Here is a 16,098-nt window from a genome sequence, read left to right as displayed (position 1 = left end):
GATCCGGTGCGGTGCCGACGTGATCGTGAAACGGGAGAGGACGTGCGCCGGTGCGAGCCTGTCACGCTGTCGAGGACGCTCTGCGGTCCATGCTGAAGGACGGGGAACTGGCCCTCCCGCAGCCGAGGAGCGGAAGTACCGCGCGCCGGTGGGGTGCGCTGGCCCGCTGGGGCCGCTCCGACCTCGCGGTCGCCCGGCTCGCCGAGGGCCACACCGACGCACTGGCGATCCTGGCCGAGGCCGGCCTGACCCCGCAGCCGGACGCCCTCTACGGGGTGTGGGCCGCTCGACCCGGCGGGGTGGGGCCGACCCTGGTGGCCGGCCCGGACGAGCCGGCGCGGGTGGCCGGGTTGGCCAGGTTCTGCTCCGGAGCGCGGATGCTGGACCGGGCCCTGTTGGTCGCGCGGCCGGAACAGTCCGAGTCCGAGCCGCTGCTCGTCGAGGTCGAGCTGGATCGAACCCGGGTGTCGGCCGACCCGGACTCGTGGCGGGCCGACGGGATGGCGGGCTCGGACACCCTGGACGTGCGGTTCGCCGACGCGGCGGTCGACCGGCTCGTCGGCGATGCGGGCTGGTACACCCGGCGCCCCGGATTCGCCGCCGGTGGCGGTGGGGTGGCGGCCGTGTGGTGGGGCGGTGCGGCCGGCCTGCTGGACCGCGCGTCGGCCCACGTCGCGGCGGCCGGCCCGGATCCGCACCAGCTGGCGCACCTGGGGGAGCTGCACGCGATGCTCGCCGCGTCGCACGCTCTGCTGCGGGCCACGGCGGACGAGCTCGATGCCCTGCCGGGCGCCGACCACGGGTTGGCCGTCGCAACGGTGCGCAGCGCGGTGGAACTGTGCTGCCGGGCGGTCGTGGACCGGGTGCCGCGCGTTCTCGGGCCGACGTCGTGGAGCGGTGACGCCCAGCTCGCCGAGATGCTCGCCGATCTGCAGATGTACGTGCGCCAGCACCACGGCGAGCGGGACAACGCCGCGCTGGCCGCCGCTCTGCTGCGGGAGCGTGACCGGTGAGCGGGACCGCGCAGCGGGACGGGGCCCGCGAGATCACCTCGCCGGAACACTGGTCGCGGGCACTGGCCGAGCAGCTTCCGCCTGCCTTCGACCCGGGCGGCTACCAGCGGATACTGGTGGTCGCGGCACACCCGGACGACGAGACGCTCGGGGTGGGCGGCGCGCTGCGGGTGGCCCACCGGGCGGGTGTGGCGATCACGCTGGTGGTCGCCACCGACGGTGAGGCCGCGTACCCGGGGCTCGGGCCGGAGCAGCGCCGCGAGCTGGCCGGGGTGCGCCGGGCCGAGCTGCACAGCGCGCTGCGGCGGGGTGGCCTCGGCGATGTGCCGGTGCACTGGCTCGGACTGCCCGACTCGGCGCTGGCCGAGCACACCGGGGAGCTGACCGAGCGGCTCACCGGGCTGCTCGCCGACGCCGACGCCTACCTCGCGCCATGGACCGGTGACCCGCATCCGGACCACCGCGCGGCCGGACGTGCCGCCGCGGCGGCGGCGCCGCCAACCGCCTACGGGTGGGGATACCCGATCTGGATGTGGCCGTGGATGCGGCCCGAGGACCCCTCGGTGAGCTGGGACCGGGCACACCTGCTCCGGCTCGACGCGGCTGACCTGGCCGCCAAACAGGCTGCCCGGTCGTGCTTCGTCTCCCAGGTCAGCCGGGCGCCCTCCGGTGCCGAGCCGGTCCTGAGCCCGGAGATGCTGGCCCACAGCGACCGGGCGGCGGAGCTGGTGTTCCGGGAGCCCCGCCAGGGCAGCGCACCGTTGGGGCGGTTCGCCACCCTCTACGCGGCCGGGGCCGACCCGTGGCGGGACCGGTCCTGGTACGAGCGGCGCAAGCGCGCGGTGCTGACCGCGAGCCTGCCCCGGGAGCGGTACCGCCACGGGTTCGAACCGGGCTGCGGCACGGGGGCGTTGACGCTGGAGCTGGCACCGCGCTGTGAGCGGCTGGACAGCACCGAGCCGGTGCCCGAAGCGGCCCGGCGGGCCAGGCGCGCCACCGCCGGGCTGCCCGGGGTTCGGATCGCTGAAACGGCGTTGCCGGCGGGCGTACCAGACGGGCAGATCGACCTCGCCGTGTTCAGCGAGGTGCTCTACTACCTCGACGACGACACCGTGCACGACACCCTGGAAACGATCGTCCGCGCCCTCGAACCGGGCGGTGACCTCGTGCTGGCGCACTGGCGGGGTTGGCCGGCGGAGGCCCCCCGGGACGAGGCCACCACCGCCGCGCTGGTCCGCGCCCGGCCGGAACTGGTCGACCTCGTCGAGCACGTCGACGAAGACTTCGTGGTGCGGGTGCTCAGGCGGCGGTGACCCCGGCGGTCGGGCGGCGCCATCCCGGGTTCGGCGGCGTCACCCGGTCGAGCGGAACCGCCGCCGCTCGGGCGACGGGCGTGTAGAGAGGTACTAGTGGACGGACTTGGTGTCATCGGGCTTGCTGTCGGTCTCTGGATTTCGCTGGCGACACCCACGCGCCGCGATGCGCTGCAGCGGGCGCTGCCGGTCGCGCTCGGCTGGCTCCTGGTCGCCATGTGCGGGGTGCTGCTGCTCGCCGGTACCCTGTCGCCGCCCGCCACCATGCAGGGCCCGGTGTCCCAGTCCGGCGCCGCCGGATCGGCCGACCTGTCCGGGCAGACCGGCGCGCTCGGCCCCGCCATGCCGGCGTGGGCCTACACCCGGCCGGGCAACGACGGCGCCTGCGCACAGGGCGGATCCACGTCGACGACGGCCGGTGGGCGGGCGGCGGGGACCCAGTGCGGCCAGGTGGGGAGCTTCACCGCCCCGTAGGCGGCGCACTCCCGGGGCAGCTCCCGCACCCGGCGCGCCGGGTCAGTACTCGGACGGCTGGTTGAAGATGATCGCAAGGCTCACGATCTTGCCGTCCCGGACGCTGAAGTAGTTCGACATGACCAGCACGTCCGGCAGGTTCGCCTTGTCGTACTCGCCGTCGTACGCGGCCCGGACGACGGTGTCGCCGTAGTGATCGACGACCTCGCGGACATCCATGGTCACCTTGTCGCCGACAATCTCCTTCTCCACCCAGCGCCTGATCGCGTCGATGCCCGCGATCTCGCGGCGGTTGTCGTTGACGTAGGCATCCTCGGCGAAGGTCGCGACGATCCCGACGGTGTCGAAGGCGTTGACGGCGGCGACGTGGTCCGCGACGACGCCGGTCAGCTCGGTTGCCATGGCTCGTGGTTCCTCTCGGTTGGCCGGCCGGGTGGCCGGTAGCAACCACGGTGGCCGGTCCCGCCGGGGGAGGCTCAAGATCTCCGGTGGCGGCTGACTCTCCCCCCGGGGGAGACCCCAGACTGGGGGCATGCGGTCAGCCCTAGCGATCGGCGACTTTGCCCGAGCGACGCACCTGAGCATCAAGACGCTGCGTCACTACCACCAGGTCGGCCTTCTCGAGCCCGCCGAGGTGGACCCACAGACCGGGTACCGCTTCTACGCGCCGGACCAGATCCCGACCGCGCAGGTCATCCGCCGGTTCCGGAATCTGGACATGCCGTTGGACGTGATCTCCGCCGTCCTGGCCGCTCCCGACCTGGCAGCGCGCAACGACCTCATAGCCGCCCACCTGGACCGCCTGGAGGAAGGCCTCGCTCGTACGCAGAGCGCCGTCTCCTCGTTGCGCGACCTGTTGCGCCCGGAGACCTCGGCGCCGATCGACATCCAGCACCGGACCGTCGCGGAGACCCGGACCGCGGCGATCAGCGAGGTGGTCGATGTCCGGGACGCGTTGGACTGGTACCAAGGGGCGCTCGGTGAGCTGTACGCAACCCTGGCCGCGCAGGGCTTGCCCAGCACCGGATGGGGTGGCGGCATCTTCGCCACCGAGCTGTTCTCCCAGGAACGCGGGCAGGCGACGATCTTCCTTCCCTGCCGTGGCACGGTGCGGCCGATGGGCCGGGTGGCGCCGCTCGTCGTGCCGGGCGCCGAGCTGGCGACCACCGTGCACGTGGGCCCGCACACCGACATCGACCGCGCCTACGGTGCGCTGGGCGGCTATGTGACGCGGCATGCGCTGGCCGTCGACGGGCCCATCCGGGAGTACTACCTGGTGGCCCGCGAGGACACTGCCGACGAGTCGCGGTGGCGGACCGAGATCGGCTGGCCGATTTTCCAGACCGGACGTTGGGGAGCGGCGGAGGGCTGATCGGGTCGCGGCGGGTTCTCCCCACCGAAACGGTGGGGTTCGGGGTAGGGCTGGCTCCCTGGTCCCCGGCCGGCCGTCGGCGCAGTGTCTGGTCGGCAGAACAACGGTTCCGCGAATTCGATCAGCTCCACGGGAGGACTTCTCCATGCCGCGTTATCTAGTCGAGCGCACGTTTCCGGACGGCCTCGCCATCCCGACCGACGACCAGGGCGCCAAGGCGTGCCTGAACGTCGTGGACGGCAATGCCGTGCACGGCGTCAGCTGGGTGCACTCCTACGTCAGTCCGGACCGGACAACGACCTACTGCATCTATGACGGTCCGAGCCCGGACACCATCCGGGCCGCCGCGCGGACCAATGGGCTGCCGGTGGACCGGGTGACCGAGGTCCGCGTCCTGGACCCGTACTTCTACCACTGACCCGGGTAGCTGTCCGCTGGTCGGCGCGGCACCGCCGACCCGAGGACCGGGCAGGGACATCTACGGCAGGAACTGCAATGAAAATCGTTATCAGGTAAGCTCGGGGCCATGAAGGTTCGCAACTCGCTGCGCTCGCTGAAGAACAAGCCAGGGTCACAGGTCGTCCGCCGCAACGGGCGGGTGTATGTGATCAACAAGTTGAACCCGCGGTTCAAGGGCCGCCAGGGCTGAGCCGGGTGCGGGGCGCGTGGTCTCCGGGGATCAGGTGGCCCCGCCCCGCATCGTGAGGTAGCGCATCTTGAGTGCCTGGTCCTTGTTCAGTCGGGTGGGTGCTTCGTCGGGGGTGATGCGGCCGGCGATGGCGATCGCGTTGAGCCGGCTGAACATGCGCACCAGGTGAGCGATGCGCACGTCGTCGGGATCGGTCGGTCGCCGATCCGCGGTGACCGTCATCTCGATGGTGCGGTCGAGCCAGCGCGCGTCGACGTGCAGCCCGGCGCGTTGGGTGGCCTCGACCAGCGAGTGGCGGATCACCGCCGGCGGCAGACCGCGCAGAGCGCCGATCGTCCGCGCCCCCAGCGGGAAGAGGCGGCCGTGGTTGTCCAGGTAGGCCAGCTCGAGCGCGTACGCGTAGGCATGGGTGCAGTACTCACAGTCGTTGACCAGGGAGATCGCCAGGCAGAGCAGGTGGGTGCGCACCTCCCCGAGGTTTCGTATGGTCCGCTCGTAGCGCGGCATGTTCCAGGCGAACCAGCGCAGCGCCCCGACGGGACCGAGCTGCGCGACCGCGGGTGCCATCAACCGTGGCGGGTAACCCCACCGGCGCTCGCCGATGGCTTCCAACATTGCGGTGGCACAGCGCCGCAGTGCGCCGGTCCCCATCCAAGACCCCCACTCACCCAGACGGGTCATCCCCGCTGAAGGGGGTAGGACGCTAGCCCAGTTGCCGACGGCGCCGAACGGCGGGTACCCGGGTCCCGGGCAGCTGTGGTCAGGCCGGAGCGCAGACGGAGCGGGTGGCAACGGCGAGTGCGTCACGATGGAGCTGGTCCAGCGGCTTCCCCGCGTCGGTAACCGCCGCCGCGGACTGTGCCGCACACTGCGCCCCGCTGTGCCGTGCGGCCGTGGTGACCTTCAGCTGGCTCATGATCTCGGTGGTGAGCGCGTCCAACTCCGGGCGGACCGTCTTCGTCAGGTCCGGTTTGGTCGTCGGCCGCAGCTCGGGGTGCGCGGTCCACAACTGGTAGAGGCCGCGCTGCACGACCTTGCTGGCCGCGATCTGGTCGCGGAAGAACTGGGTGCTCTCGGCGGGGTTGATGCCGAGACCAGGTGCTCGGCCGCAACCGCATCGAGTTCCTGCTTCTCACGTGCCGGGTCGTCGATCGCCGTCGGGATGCCGAACTTGGCGGCCGCGACCACATCCCCGGTACCGATCCGCCGCGCCGCGAGCGCCACCAGGTCGCTCAGCGGGTTCGCCCCCGCCGCGCTGCTCGGCTGCTGGCTCGGTGCCGGTGCCGGGCTGATCGGCCGCCCCGCGCACGACCCGAGCAACAGCATCGCGCCGAGTGCCAGCACGGCGACCCCCTGGCGCTTCGACCCACGGCTCACAGAGGTGCCTTCTTTCCGGATGCTCGATCGGCAGTCGCGAGAACTGTACGACTTCGATTACACGAGCGTGCAGTTGCCATTGGCGGCCGGTGCCGGCGCGTTATCCGCGCAGCCGCCCAACCTGATAGGAGTTCAGGTTGTGGCGCATTTCCAGTTATTCCGCGACATCCCAATCCGGCATCCCAACCCGGTGTCCCAATCCGGCACGCGGACCGAATGGGTCGTCGCGCTGTCGACGTCACCGATGAACGGCGGTCACCGGTGCGCGGTGCCCGTTGGTCGACGGGCTCACCCGTGCGGCCGGGGCGGCGACGGGCCGATCGGTCGCCACGGCGGTGGGCCCGGGGCGCAGCAGCAGACCGAGCACCGCGCCGGCCGCCGTGAGGATGGCGATCAGGAGGAACAGGTTGCTGTACGAGGTGGCCAGGACCTCGAGGCTCAGGTGTTGGTACCGCAGGTAGGCGGCGGCGAAGCCGTGCGCATCCAGCGCGCCGGAGTGGGCCGCGATGGCCGGATCGGGGCGCACCAGTGCCGCGCGGGCGGCGAACAGCTCCGCCTGTTGGGTGATGCCCAGCGCGCCGAGCGCGGCCAGCCCGAGCGCGCCGGTCACCTGCCGGGCGACGTTGTTGAGCCCACTGGCCTGGTTGGTCAGCGACGGCGGGACGGCGGCCAGCCCCGCGGTCATGATGGGCATCATGGACAGTCCCAGCCCAGCGGCCCGTACACAGGTCCAGAAGATGATGTCGCCACGTGTCATGTCCGGGGTGATGCCGCACATCAGGTAGGTGCCGTAGCCGCAGAGGGCGAGCCCGACGGTGGCCAGCCAGCGCGCGCCGATCTTGTCGTAGAGGCGCCCGGCAAGGGGCATCATCGCGCCCATCACCAGTGCCTGCGGCAAGATCAGCAGGCCGGCGTCGAATGCCTGTTTGCCCTGTCCCTGCTGCAGGAACACCGGTACGTAGAACGCCACGGCGAGCAGGCTGATGAACAGGATGGAGCCCAACAGCAGGGAGAGCGTGAACGGCCATATCTTGAACACGCGCACGTCCAACAGCGGGAACTCGACCTCGAGCTCGATCACCACGAACAGCGCCAGGCTCAACACCCCGGCGGTCAGCAACATCAGGATCCGATAGCTGCTCCAACCCCACGACTGGCCCTCCGAGGCCGCCAGCAGGATCGCGAACAGCCCGAACGCGATGCTGGCGAACCCGGCGAGGTCGAACCGCCGGGCGGTGCCCCTGGTTACCTTGGGGATGACGATCGAGGCGGCCGCAGTGCCGAGCAGCCCGATCGGGACGTTGATGTAGAACACCAGCCGCCAGTCCAGGTACTCCACCAGGTACCCGCCGAGCACCGGGCCGACCGCCGGCGCCACCACGATCCCCAGCCCGTACATGCCCATCGCCGCGCCGATCTTGGCACCCGGCACGATGCGGTAGACCATCGTCAGGGTGACCACCGGCAGGATCCCGCCGGGGATCGCCTGCAGGATGCGGAACGCGATCAGGGAGTCGAGGTTCCAGGCAACCCCGCACAACGCCGACCCCGCCGCGAAGCTGAGCAGGGACAGCAGATAGACCGTACGCAGCCCGAACCGGTCACCCAGCCAGCTGCTCACCGGTACGACCACGCCCAGGGTCAGGGTGTACGCGGTCGCGATCCACAGCACGTCATCCAGCGCCCCGCCGAAGTCCTTCTGGATCGCGGGGATGGCCACGTTGACGATGGTCACGTCCAGCACGGACATGAACATGCCCACCACCAGTACGGCCAGCGGCAATGCCCACCGGGCCGGGGGCGCGGTCGCGGCTCGGGTGGGCTCGGTCGCGCCGCGCCCGGTCACCTCGGGATTGGCCATGCGCACGACCTCCCAGCAACACTGCTCGTCGAGCGCTTCGACCGTAGCCGCGCGGCACGGGGCATCCCAGGTGCAGTCGGGCGATGTCGAGCGGCGGCGCTATAACGACGATCTACCGTCCGGGCGCGCGAAAGCGCGGCGAATAGCTCCCGAGTCGCTACTGAGCGAGTCGGAGCTCATCGAGTTCACCCGTGGCAATAGAGCGGATCAGCGTTGGGCCGAGGTGATTCTTCGCTCGGCAAAACGGCGGGTCTTCGTCGCAAATCCAGCGGTACCCGCATATCCGACGGCGATTTCCTGGCGCTCGGCACGGCTGAGTACCGCGTCGACGTCGGTAAACCCGCCGGGAGCGAGTTTCTCGACCTCGTCGATGACCCGCTCCGGCCCGCCCACGCGGTTGAGCCGCACGACCTCGGCCGTCGCCGGCAGCCGCTCCCGTTCGTAGGCCCAGAGCGCCTCACCGGGGTGCTCGGCGTAGGCCAGCGCGTCAGCGAGGGTGCGGGCGTCGAGGATGGCCTGTGAGGCGCCGTTGGAGCCCACCGGGTACATCGGGTGCGCCGCGTCGCCGAGCAGCGTCACCCGCCCGAAGGTCCAGCGGGGCAGCGGGTCGCGGTCGCACATCGGGTACTCGAACGCCTCCGGCGTCGCCTCGACGAGACCGGTGATGTCGAAGTCGGGGATGGCGAAGCGCTTGGCGTACGGCAGCACGAGTGAGCGCAGCGCCCGGCGTGACCAGCTGTCCTTCGGTGGCGGCGAGACCTGGCCGTCCGCCATCTTGATGCAGACGACCCAGTTCATCAGCTGGCGTCCGTCGGTGCCCCCGCCGATCGGGTAGAGCACGAACTTCGCGCCCATGCCCCCACCGATCGCCATCGTGCGCCCGTCCCGCCAGGCCGGCCAGTCGGTGGCGCCGCGCCACATCAGCACCCCGTTCCAGCTCGGCGCGCCCTGGTCCGGGTAGAACTGCTGCCGGGCGACCGAGTGGATGCCGTCGGCGCAGATGAGCACATCGCCCCGCACCGTCCGGCCGGGGCCGCCGTCGCGGGAGTCGGTGAAGTGCGCGGTGACCCCGCCCTCGTCCTGCAGGAAGCCGGAGAGGCTGAGCCCGGTGCGGACCGCGTCCGGCCCCAGGCGTTCGCGGACGGCGTCGTAGATGACCTTCTGCAGCCGCCCGCGGTGGATCGAGAACTGCGGATACGAATGCCCGGCATCGGTGCCGCGCAGCTCCCGCCAGACCTGCTGGCCGAGGCGGTTGTAGTAGATGAGCTCGCGGGTGCGGATGCCGATGTTGTCGAGCGCCGGCAGCAGTCCCAGATCGGCGAGCTCGCGGATGGCGTGCGGCAGGGTGTTGATACCGACCCCGGCCTCGCGCACCTCCGTGGACTGCTCGTAGACCTCGGCGTGGATGCCGCGCTGATGCAGCATCAGCGCGGTGCTGAGCCCGCCGATGCCGGCCCCGACGATGATGACCTTCACCTGCTCGCCCCGGACGTCACTCGCCCTCGGGTGGGGGTAGGAAGTCGACCTCGTGCTTCGCTGCCACGGCGACGACCTGGGCCGGGTCGGCGTTCGGCCCGAGGTTGTGCAGCGCCCAGAACAGGTCGTAGAGGCGTCGCGCCGGGGTGACCCAGAAGAAGCACTTCACCTCGTAGTCGCTGCGGTTGAACAGCCCGTGCGGAATGCCGCGGGGCAGCCGAACCGTGTCGCCCGGGTCGGCGAACCCGTCCTTGCCGTCGAGCACCAGTGACAGCCGGCCCTCGAGCAGGTAGATGAACTCGTCCTGGTTCGGGTGGATGTGCGGCGGTACGAAGGTGCCGGACGGGAACGTCGCATGCCAGGACAGCGAGCTCTCCGAATGCTGTTTCGGCACGTAGGTCTGGCCGAGGATGTTCCAACGGATGCCGTCGATACCCTCGCCGGCCTGGGTCACACCCGCGGCTTCCACCAACGTCACGCTGTCCGCCTTAGGGTCGGGTCCGCACAGTTTGACCTTCACCCTAAGGGGACTGCCGGAGAGCGTCCACGGCATTGGGCGAGCGCTCGGTCGGGCCATTTCCCGGTGACGAACCAGCGGTCAGGTGGATCTCTTGCGGCCGGCCAGCTCCACCGCGGCGCCCACCGCCGCAAGGACCGCGCCGAGCAGGGTGAACCAGAACCCGGTGCCGGTGAACGTTGTCGCACTGATGCCGAAGATGTCCGCGCCCGCGCTGGTGATCTCGTTGTCGAGACTGTTGAGCGGGATGAGGTAGGCGAGCGCGGTCAGCACGGAGCAGAGCAGGATGCCGCTCGCCCCGACCGTCCGTGCCCGGCTGCCCGGACTACCCAGCCACAGCCACAGCCCGATCCCGATGGTGGCGGCCGCCGCGACGGGCACCAGGGGGAGCAGCGCGAGTGACCCGCCAGCCCCTACCTCGCCGGCCAGGCTGGGCGCGGTGATCGATCCCAGCAGGGGGACGGTCGCGACCGGCAGCACCAGGTAGGCCAGTCCGGCCAGGACACCACCCACGATGGCGATGACTCCGCCCGGGCGTTTGCCCGACCCCACCGGCCGATCCGTTTCGGCGCGTCCTGAGCTAGTCATGATGTTGGTTACCCGATCCGTGTCGTCCGTAACGGCGGTTGTCGCTGTGCCGGGTGAGGCGGTCGTATCGAAGAGTGGCCCTCGCCGACACCGGCGACTCCGGTAGCGCCGCCGCGGGTGCCGGCTACTTCGGGACTGTGGGCCGCCAGATCGGTTTCATCCTGGGCAACCTCGGGCTCTAGTGTCCTGAGTCCGGCTCACGTTCGGTGACCGGCCGATCGACTCAGGCCGCCGGCCTGACGGGCGGGGTGCGTCGAGATCAACCTGAGTCTGGATCTCGAAAAATACCGGACTGACGTTGGTCTCGGTGACGATCGGCGCACCGGGGTCGAGACCGAGCCGCCCTGGCGGTAACGCGGCGTTACTGCAACCGTAGACGCCCGGAAAACTCTGCTCAGTGTCAAGGTTTCCACACCCCAAGGATCGCGGGCTCTAAGTCCGGCTCACCGGGTCGCGGTCGCGCGGGAGAGCGCCGCGTCGATGACCTTCTGGTAGTTCGGCAGCTGCTGGGCGCCGGACATCAGGTGACCGTTGATCACCACTGCCGGTGTGCCGTCGATGCCTAGTGCCTCGCCCTCCTTCTGGTCCGTCGCAACCTGCTGCGCCAGGATCGGGTCGGCCACGTCGGCCTGGAACCTGGTCGGGTCCAGGCCGAGCTGCCGGGCCAGTCCGAGTAGGTAGTCGCTGGTCAGCGCGCCGGAGTTCTCCGAGTGCTGCTGGGTGTACAGCGCGTCGTGGTACGCCCAGAACTTGCCCTGCCGCCCGGCGGCCCGCGCGGCGACGGCCGCCGAGGTGGATTCCGGGCCCAGGAACGCGAAGTCGCGCCACTCGAACCGCGCCTTGCCCGTCTTGACGTACTGGTCGACCAGGGCCGGTTCGGTGTCGCGGGCGAAGGCGGCGCAGAACGGGCACTGGAAGTCGGCCCATTCCACGATCACGACCGGTGCGGTGGGGCTGCCCATCGCCAGCGGGTCGCCCGGGATGCGCCGGGCCGCCGGCGGCGGCGGGGTGGGGACGACCGCGCTGGGGGCGGCCCGGTCGGGGTTCTTGTCTGCCGCCGCCGGTCCGCCGCCACCGCTGGTCACGCCCACGATGATGAGGACCGCGAGCAGCACGACCGCTGTCCCGACGCCGACCCACACGGTGCGCCGGCTGCCCGTGCGCTGTCCGTCGTCGTGTTGTCCGTCGTCGTGTGGTCCGTCGTCGAGGTGCCCGGCGGGTTGCTCGTCGTGCTGCCCCTCGTCCATGACATTGCCCTTCCTCGCCGCACGCGCAGCCGCCGACCAGGCGGGCGCGCTCATCTCGGCGGCCACCGGCGAACGCCGTGCGGCACACCCTAGGGGGCGGTCGGCGGGGGGTCGGGCGCGAGGCTGCCATCCGGCGCGATGTGGTCGAAGATCTGCTCGACGAGGGTGAGCACGTGCGGGTCGTCGACGGTGTAGAAGTGGCGGCGACCCTCTCGGCGGACGGTGATCACGCCGGCGAGCCGGAGTTTGCTCAGGTGCTGGCTGACCGTGGCGATGCTGATGCCGACCCGGGTGGCCAGCGTGCCGACGTCGTAGGCGCCGTGCGTGATCAGCCACACGAGGTGCAGCCTCGGTGGACTGGCCAGCAGGGCGAACGTCGCCGCGCCCGCGCTCAACTGGGCCCGGGTGGGCTCCGGGTCACGCCTGGACAGGGCGGTCCGTGAGGCGTCGGGCGACGAGGAATTCGGCATGTCGAGCTGAATTGTTCCGCACGGCGCAACCCCCTGCCTCGGTGCGGCCGGCAACCGGGCCCATCGGGCGAGGGCGCCAGCCGACGCCCGCATGACCTGGCTCACGTCTGGGGGTGGTGGCTCACGACGCGCCCGGGCTCCGCCGTCTTCCCGGTGACAGGTTGTGGCCGCGAACGAGGGAGATGCCCATGCACGTCACCAGCGAGTCGCCGATCCTCTACTTCGGCACGCCCGTGGTGCTGATCAGCACGCTCAACGAGGACGGTTCGGCGAACCTGGCGCCGATGTCGTCGGCGTGGTGGCTGGGCTGGCGGGCTGTGCTCGGCATGGGCGCCAGCTCGAAGACCACCCAGAACCTGGCGCGCACCGGGCAGTGTGTGCTCAACCTGCCCTCCGACGCCCAGGTCGGCGCGGTTGATGCGATCGCCAGGACGACCGGCTCGGATCCGGTGCCCGGTTCCAAGGTCGCGCGCGGCTACTCGTCCGTGCACGACAAGTTCGGCCGGGCGGGGCTGACGCCGGCGCCGTCGCGGGTGGTGCGGCCGCCACGCATCGCGGAGTGCCCGGTACAGATGGAGTGCTCGGTGACCGACATCCGCGGCCTCGCCGCCGAGGACCCGACCTACGGTGGTTTCGCCATGGTCATCGAGGTCAGCATCGAGCGCCTGCACCTGGAGGAGTCGATCCTGCTCGACGGCAGCCCGGACCGGGTCGACCCGGACAAATGGCGTCCGCTGATCATGAGCTTTGCCGAGTTCTACGGCCTGGCGGACGGGCGCGTGCACCGGTCCGAACTCGCCGAGATACCCCAGAGTGCGTACCCGAGAGCGGGCGCACATGCCGCCGCCGCGAGTTCGCTGACGTGATCAAGAAGTGATCGTGCGCCCCGGCCCGGAGGTTAGGCTATCTATGTGAACGCACCGTCCGATCCGGGCAGCTCGCGCGTCGCCCCGGGCGTGGCTTCGCTGATCGCCTCGGCCGAGGTGAGCCGCCGACCGCCGGAACTGTGGGCGGGCGCGGCGGCCATCACGGCGGCCGTCGTGCCGGTGGCGGTCCTCGGGTTGCTGCTGGTTGTAGAGCCCTCCCGGGCGGGCGTCGATCTGTGGCGGAAGATCACCGGGGCGGAGCCGGCCACCAGCCTCACCGTGCTGGCGGCGGTGTTCCGGGTCAGCGGGCTGCTCCTGGTCGTTCTCGCGGTCGCGTTCGGTGCGCTGGTCTGGTTGACCGTGCGACCCAGTCGCGGTGCCCGCCTCCTCAGCACCGTGCTTGTCGCGCTCGAGGTGCTGGTGCTGGCCTTCGCGATCGGAAGTATCTCTCCGGGGCCGGTCAGCGTCCTGACACTGGTACTGGCCGCGGTCGGCACGGTCCTGCTCTACCTGCCCCGGTCCGATGCCTTCATCTCCTCCGGCGGGCGGCGCACCGAGATGCGCCGCCGGCTGGCCAGGCACCGGCGCAAGCGCACGTGGCGGGTGAGCCCGAGCCGCCGTTGATCGAGGCTCGCCCGGGGCCCGTCCGGGTCAGGGTTGCCCGACCCCGCAGAGGACGGCGTCGACGATGATGTCGGCCGCCGGCGCCGGCTCGAGGTCGGGGAACTGGGAAGCCACCAGATCGACGGTCCGGAACAGCAGTGCCCTGGCCATGCCGTCGGGAAGGTCGGCGCGGAACACGCCTTCCGCGATGGCGCGATCGACGAACGCGCCGAACCGCTTCCGTTGGTCCAGCATGCGGTCGTAGGCCTCGGTGTCGCAGCGCATCTGCTCGGGATCGAGCGGCCAGCGCCGGATGACCGGGACGATGCCTTCGACGTAGCGGTGCAGTGCCACGGCGACCGGAGCGTCCTCGAGCCTGGCATCGTCGAAAACCTCGTCCACCGCGTCGAGCTTGGTGCGGAACACGGCTGCGAGTAACGCCTCGCGACAGGCGAAGCGGCGGTACACGGTGCGCCGATCGACCCCGGCCTCAGCCGCGATTGTGGCCATGCTGGTACCCGGGTCCTGGGCCAGTAGCCGGGCACCGGTCTGCAGGACCGCGTCGAGGTTGCGGATCGCATCTGCTCGCATAGAACGCGGAGCTTACTACGTGTGGCAGCTCACTCGGCTTATGTCACACCTGAGACTTACCTAATGGACACATTTGCTACGTTGGTGTGGTGGTTAGCAGCCAAGGTGTCATCGGCCCGGTACAACCTGGCGGCCATCTTGGTCTGTGTGAGGGACCGCACGTTGTCGAACCGGGTAGCGCCGCGAGCCGTTTGGGGACGCGGAAGAGCCAAGACCCGATCTACGCCGCGAGGCCCAGCGACCGCACCCGATATGTCGCGGAAGAGCCACTGGAGGACTGGCAGATGAGTACGACGGGGGAACACCAGAACGGCATGCAGGCACCACGGGCGATCGTCAGCCCGGCCGCGCCGTTGGTGTGGAAGTTCGGCGGTACGTCCGTCGCCGACCATGGCCGCCTGCGCGCGGTCGCCGAACGGATGGTTGCCGCCCAGCGTTCCGGCCGCGACGTCGTGGCGATCCTCTCGGCCATGGGTAAATCCACCGACGAGCTGTCGGCGATGGCCTACCAGATGTCGTCCCGCCCGCCGTTGCGTGAGCTGGACGCACTGCTCTCGGTCGGCGAGTCGATCTCGGTGGCGCTGGCCTCGATGGCGGTTTCGGAGCTCGGGTCGCACGCGGTGTCGCTGAGCGGCCCGCAGGCCGGTATCCAGACCGACGACCAGCACGGGAACGCGCGGATGCGGGAGATCCACCCGCAGCGAATCCACGACGCGCTCGCCCAGGGCTCGATCGTGCTGGTCACCGGCTTCCAGGGCATGTCGGCCGACGGCGATGTCACCACGCTGGGGCGGGGTGGCTCGGATGCGTCCGCCGTCGCTCTCGCCGCGGCCCTCGGCGCGACCGAGTGCGAGATCTTCACCGATGTGCCGGCGGTGTTCACCGCCGACCCTCGAGTCGTCCCCGACGCAACCCCGCTCGCGTCGATCCGCCACGAAGAGATGCTCGAGATGGCCGAGGCCGGGTCCGGCGTGATGCAGTCGCGCTCGATCGAGCTGGCGGTGGCCCACGGCATCGACATCCACCTGCGCTCCAGTTTCAGCACCGAGGCGGGCACCTGGATCCGCCACGAGCCGGCCCGGTTCGAGGGCGCCGGCGCCAGTGACGTCGCGGGGATCGCACACCGGCGCAGCGAGAACCTCTATCTGGTCAAGGACATCGACGCCGCGCACGTCGCGGTGGCACTCGCCGAGCGCGGCATCGCCCTCGGCTACCTCCAGCCCGAGCTGGCCGGACTGCGGTTCACCGCCCCCGGCGTTGCGGTCACCGAGGTGGCGGCCGCCCTGGACGCGGTCGGCGCGTCGGTGAAGGTCGACCGGGAACTCGGCTCGGTGAGCGTCGTGAGTCTGGGGATCGCGCGGCGCCCCGACGTGGTCGTCCGCACCCTGGGAGCGCTTCAGGAGGCCGGCATCGAGCCGTGCCTGGCAACCACCACCCCGGGCCGGGTGTCGGTGCTCGTCGATGCCGACACCGTCGACGACGCGGTGCGACTGCTGCACCGGACGTTCATCCCGACTCCCCTCGAAGCCGGCCTGCGAGCGGCCGGATGACCCACCGGCGGTCCCAACCGTCGTCTCGTCTCCAGCACCACCTGCTCGGCGCCGGCGAGACGACTGAGCGAGAACCCCGGAGCGCCGGGCCCTAAACCTTCTGACCAGGCTAGATCGAGAGTTTCGAGGAG

At 70.8% G+C, this 16,098-nt stretch carries 19 protein-coding genes; 9 read left to right on the top strand and 10 right to left on the bottom strand.

Annotated elements, in window-relative coordinates:
* The first annotated feature begins 89 nt into the window (after positions 1-89).
* The 3 genes from ACTXG6_RS28685 to ACTXG6_RS28675 all read left to right on the top strand — a co-directional run bounded on the left by ACTXG6_RS28685 (position 90) and on the right by ACTXG6_RS28675 (position 2,800).
* A complete protein-coding gene (locus ACTXG6_RS28685; RefSeq protein ID WP_445182511.1) occupies positions 90-1,013 on the top strand; it encodes an acyl-CoA dehydrogenase family protein in 924 nt (307 codons plus the stop codon).
* A complete protein-coding gene (locus tag ACTXG6_RS28680) occupies positions 1,010-2,326 on the top strand; it encodes a bifunctional PIG-L family deacetylase/class I SAM-dependent methyltransferase (RefSeq protein ID WP_445182510.1) in 1,317 nt (438 codons plus the stop codon). Before ACTXG6_RS28685 ends, ACTXG6_RS28680 begins: the two co-directional genes overlap by 4 nt.
* 96 nt (positions 2,327-2,422) lie before the next feature.
* On the top strand, positions 2,423-2,800 hold the full coding sequence (locus ACTXG6_RS28675) for a hypothetical protein (protein WP_445182509.1): 378 nt from the start codon (positions 2,423-2,425) through the stop codon (positions 2,798-2,800).
* Between the two features lie 42 nt (positions 2,801-2,842).
* Here the strand turns inward: ACTXG6_RS28675 and ACTXG6_RS28670 are convergent, their stop codons facing one another.
* On the bottom strand, positions 2,843-3,202 hold the full coding sequence (locus ACTXG6_RS28670; protein ID WP_445182508.1) for a nuclear transport factor 2 family protein: 360 nt from the start codon (positions 3,200-3,202) through the stop codon (positions 2,843-2,845).
* A 130-nt stretch (positions 3,203-3,332) separates the two neighbouring features.
* Here ACTXG6_RS28670 and ACTXG6_RS28665 point away from each other — a divergent pair, with 130 nt between their 5' ends.
* The 3 genes from ACTXG6_RS28665 (at position 3,333) to ykgO (ending at position 4,821) form a co-directional block, all read left to right on the top strand.
* Positions 3,333-4,172: a MerR family transcriptional regulator gene (locus tag ACTXG6_RS28665; protein WP_445182507.1), complete on the top strand. Its 840-nt coding sequence runs from the start codon at positions 3,333-3,335 to the stop codon at positions 4,170-4,172.
* A gap of 145 nt (positions 4,173-4,317) precedes the next feature.
* Positions 4,318-4,590 carry a DUF4242 domain-containing protein gene (locus tag ACTXG6_RS28660; protein ID WP_445182506.1) on the top strand — a complete coding sequence of 91 codons (273 nt, stop codon included), beginning with the start codon at positions 4,318-4,320 and terminating at the stop codon, positions 4,588-4,590.
* 108 nt (positions 4,591-4,698) lie between these two features.
* Positions 4,699-4,821, top strand: a complete 123-nt coding sequence (gene ykgO / locus ACTXG6_RS28655; RefSeq protein ID WP_445182505.1) for a type B 50S ribosomal protein L36 — start codon at positions 4,699-4,701, stop codon at positions 4,819-4,821.
* 30 nt (positions 4,822-4,851) lie between these two features.
* Here the strand turns inward: ykgO and ACTXG6_RS28650 are convergent, their stop codons facing one another.
* The 8 genes from ACTXG6_RS28650 to ACTXG6_RS28615 form a co-directional block, all read right to left on the bottom strand.
* Positions 4,852-5,472 (bottom strand): hypothetical protein, encoded by a 621-nt coding sequence (locus ACTXG6_RS28650; protein ID WP_445182504.1) that lies wholly within the window; start codon positions 5,470-5,472, stop codon positions 4,852-4,854.
* 109 nt (positions 5,473-5,581) lie between these two features.
* Positions 5,582-5,851, bottom strand: a complete 270-nt coding sequence (locus ACTXG6_RS28645; protein WP_445182503.1) for a hypothetical protein — start codon at positions 5,849-5,851, stop codon at positions 5,582-5,584.
* 585 nt (positions 5,852-6,436) lie between these two features.
* Positions 6,437-8,059, bottom strand: a complete 1,623-nt coding sequence (locus ACTXG6_RS28640; protein WP_445182502.1) for a DHA2 family efflux MFS transporter permease subunit — start codon at positions 8,057-8,059, stop codon at positions 6,437-6,439.
* A 207-nt stretch (positions 8,060-8,266) separates the two neighbouring features.
* Complete coding sequence (locus tag ACTXG6_RS28635) at positions 8,267-9,535, bottom strand: flavin-dependent oxidoreductase (RefSeq protein WP_445182501.1); 1,269 nt, start codon at positions 9,533-9,535, stop codon at positions 8,267-8,269.
* 16 nt (positions 9,536-9,551) lie between these two features.
* Complete coding sequence (locus ACTXG6_RS28630; protein WP_445182500.1) at positions 9,552-10,013, bottom strand: cupin domain-containing protein; 462 nt, start codon at positions 10,011-10,013, stop codon at positions 9,552-9,554.
* Positions 10,014-10,133: 120 nt separating this feature from the next.
* On the bottom strand, positions 10,134-10,604 hold the full coding sequence (locus tag ACTXG6_RS28625; RefSeq protein WP_445182499.1) for a hypothetical protein: 471 nt from the start codon (positions 10,602-10,604) through the stop codon (positions 10,134-10,136).
* 479 nt (positions 10,605-11,083) lie between these two features.
* Positions 11,084-11,887 carry a DsbA family protein gene (locus tag ACTXG6_RS28620; RefSeq protein WP_445182498.1) on the bottom strand — a complete coding sequence of 268 codons (804 nt, stop codon included), beginning with the start codon at positions 11,885-11,887 and terminating at the stop codon, positions 11,084-11,086.
* An 89-nt stretch (positions 11,888-11,976) separates the two neighbouring features.
* On the bottom strand, positions 11,977-12,357 hold the full coding sequence (locus ACTXG6_RS28615) for an ArsR/SmtB family transcription factor (RefSeq protein WP_445182497.1): 381 nt from the start codon (positions 12,355-12,357) through the stop codon (positions 11,977-11,979).
* 188 nt (positions 12,358-12,545) lie between these two features.
* On the opposite strand from ACTXG6_RS28615, the gene ACTXG6_RS28610 reads away from it, so the two are divergent.
* Positions 12,546-13,223 (top strand): flavin reductase family protein, encoded by a 678-nt coding sequence (locus ACTXG6_RS28610; RefSeq protein WP_445182496.1) that lies wholly within the window; start codon positions 12,546-12,548, stop codon positions 13,221-13,223.
* A gap of 45 nt (positions 13,224-13,268) precedes the next feature.
* Positions 13,269-13,847: a hypothetical protein gene (locus ACTXG6_RS28605; protein ID WP_445182495.1), complete on the top strand. Its 579-nt coding sequence runs from the start codon at positions 13,269-13,271 to the stop codon at positions 13,845-13,847.
* A 27-nt stretch (positions 13,848-13,874) separates the two neighbouring features.
* Here ACTXG6_RS28605 and ACTXG6_RS28600 read toward each other — a convergent pair whose 3' ends face one another.
* Positions 13,875-14,417, bottom strand: a complete 543-nt coding sequence (locus ACTXG6_RS28600; RefSeq protein ID WP_445182494.1) for a TetR/AcrR family transcriptional regulator — start codon at positions 14,415-14,417, stop codon at positions 13,875-13,877.
* Positions 14,418-14,701: 284 nt separating this feature from the next.
* On the opposite strand from ACTXG6_RS28600, the gene ACTXG6_RS28595 reads away from it, so the two are divergent.
* Entirely contained in the window at positions 14,702-15,967 is a 1,266-nt protein-coding gene (locus ACTXG6_RS28595) for an aspartate kinase (protein ID WP_445182493.1), read from the top strand.
* Positions 15,968-16,098 lie beyond the last annotated feature (131 nt).

Source organism: Pseudonocardia sp. Cha107L01 (assembly GCF_052566575.1).
This window is presented reverse-complemented; position numbering and strand designations above follow the sequence as displayed.

Bases quoted from the DNA above. Each gene is read 5' to 3' on its own strand.
- ACTXG6_RS28685 (WP_445182511.1), top strand. From the start codon at position 90: ATGCTGAAGGACGGGGAACTGGCCCTCCCGCAGCCGAGGAGCGGAAGT.
- ACTXG6_RS28670 (WP_445182508.1), bottom strand. From the start codon at position 3,202: ATGGCAACCGAGCTGACCGGCGTCGTCGCGGACCACGTCGCCGCCGTC.
- ACTXG6_RS28665 (WP_445182507.1), top strand. From the start codon at position 3,333: ATGCGGTCAGCCCTAGCGATCGGCGACTTTGCCCGAGCGACGCACCTG.
- ACTXG6_RS28660 (WP_445182506.1), top strand. From the start codon at position 4,318: ATGCCGCGTTATCTAGTCGAGCGCACGTTTCCGGACGGCCTCGCCATC.
- ykgO (WP_445182505.1), top strand. From the start codon at position 4,699: ATGAAGGTTCGCAACTCGCTGCGCTCGCTGAAGAACAAGCCAGGGTCA.
- ACTXG6_RS28650 (WP_445182504.1), bottom strand. From the start codon at position 5,472: ATGGGGACCGGCGCACTGCGGCGCTGTGCCACCGCAATGTTGGAAGCC.
- ACTXG6_RS28640 (WP_445182502.1), bottom strand. From the start codon at position 8,059: ATGGCCAATCCCGAGGTGACCGGGCGCGGCGCGACCGAGCCCACCCGA.
- ACTXG6_RS28620 (WP_445182498.1), bottom strand. From the start codon at position 11,887: ATGGACGAGGGGCAGCACGACGAGCAACCCGCCGGGCACCTCGACGAC.
- ACTXG6_RS28615 (WP_445182497.1), bottom strand. From the start codon at position 12,357: ATGCCGAATTCCTCGTCGCCCGACGCCTCACGGACCGCCCTGTCCAGG.
- ACTXG6_RS28610 (WP_445182496.1), top strand. From the start codon at position 12,546: ATGCACGTCACCAGCGAGTCGCCGATCCTCTACTTCGGCACGCCCGTG.
- ACTXG6_RS28600 (WP_445182494.1), bottom strand. From the start codon at position 14,417: ATGCGAGCAGATGCGATCCGCAACCTCGACGCGGTCCTGCAGACCGGT.
- ACTXG6_RS28595 (WP_445182493.1), top strand. From the start codon at position 14,702: ATGAGTACGACGGGGGAACACCAGAACGGCATGCAGGCACCACGGGCG.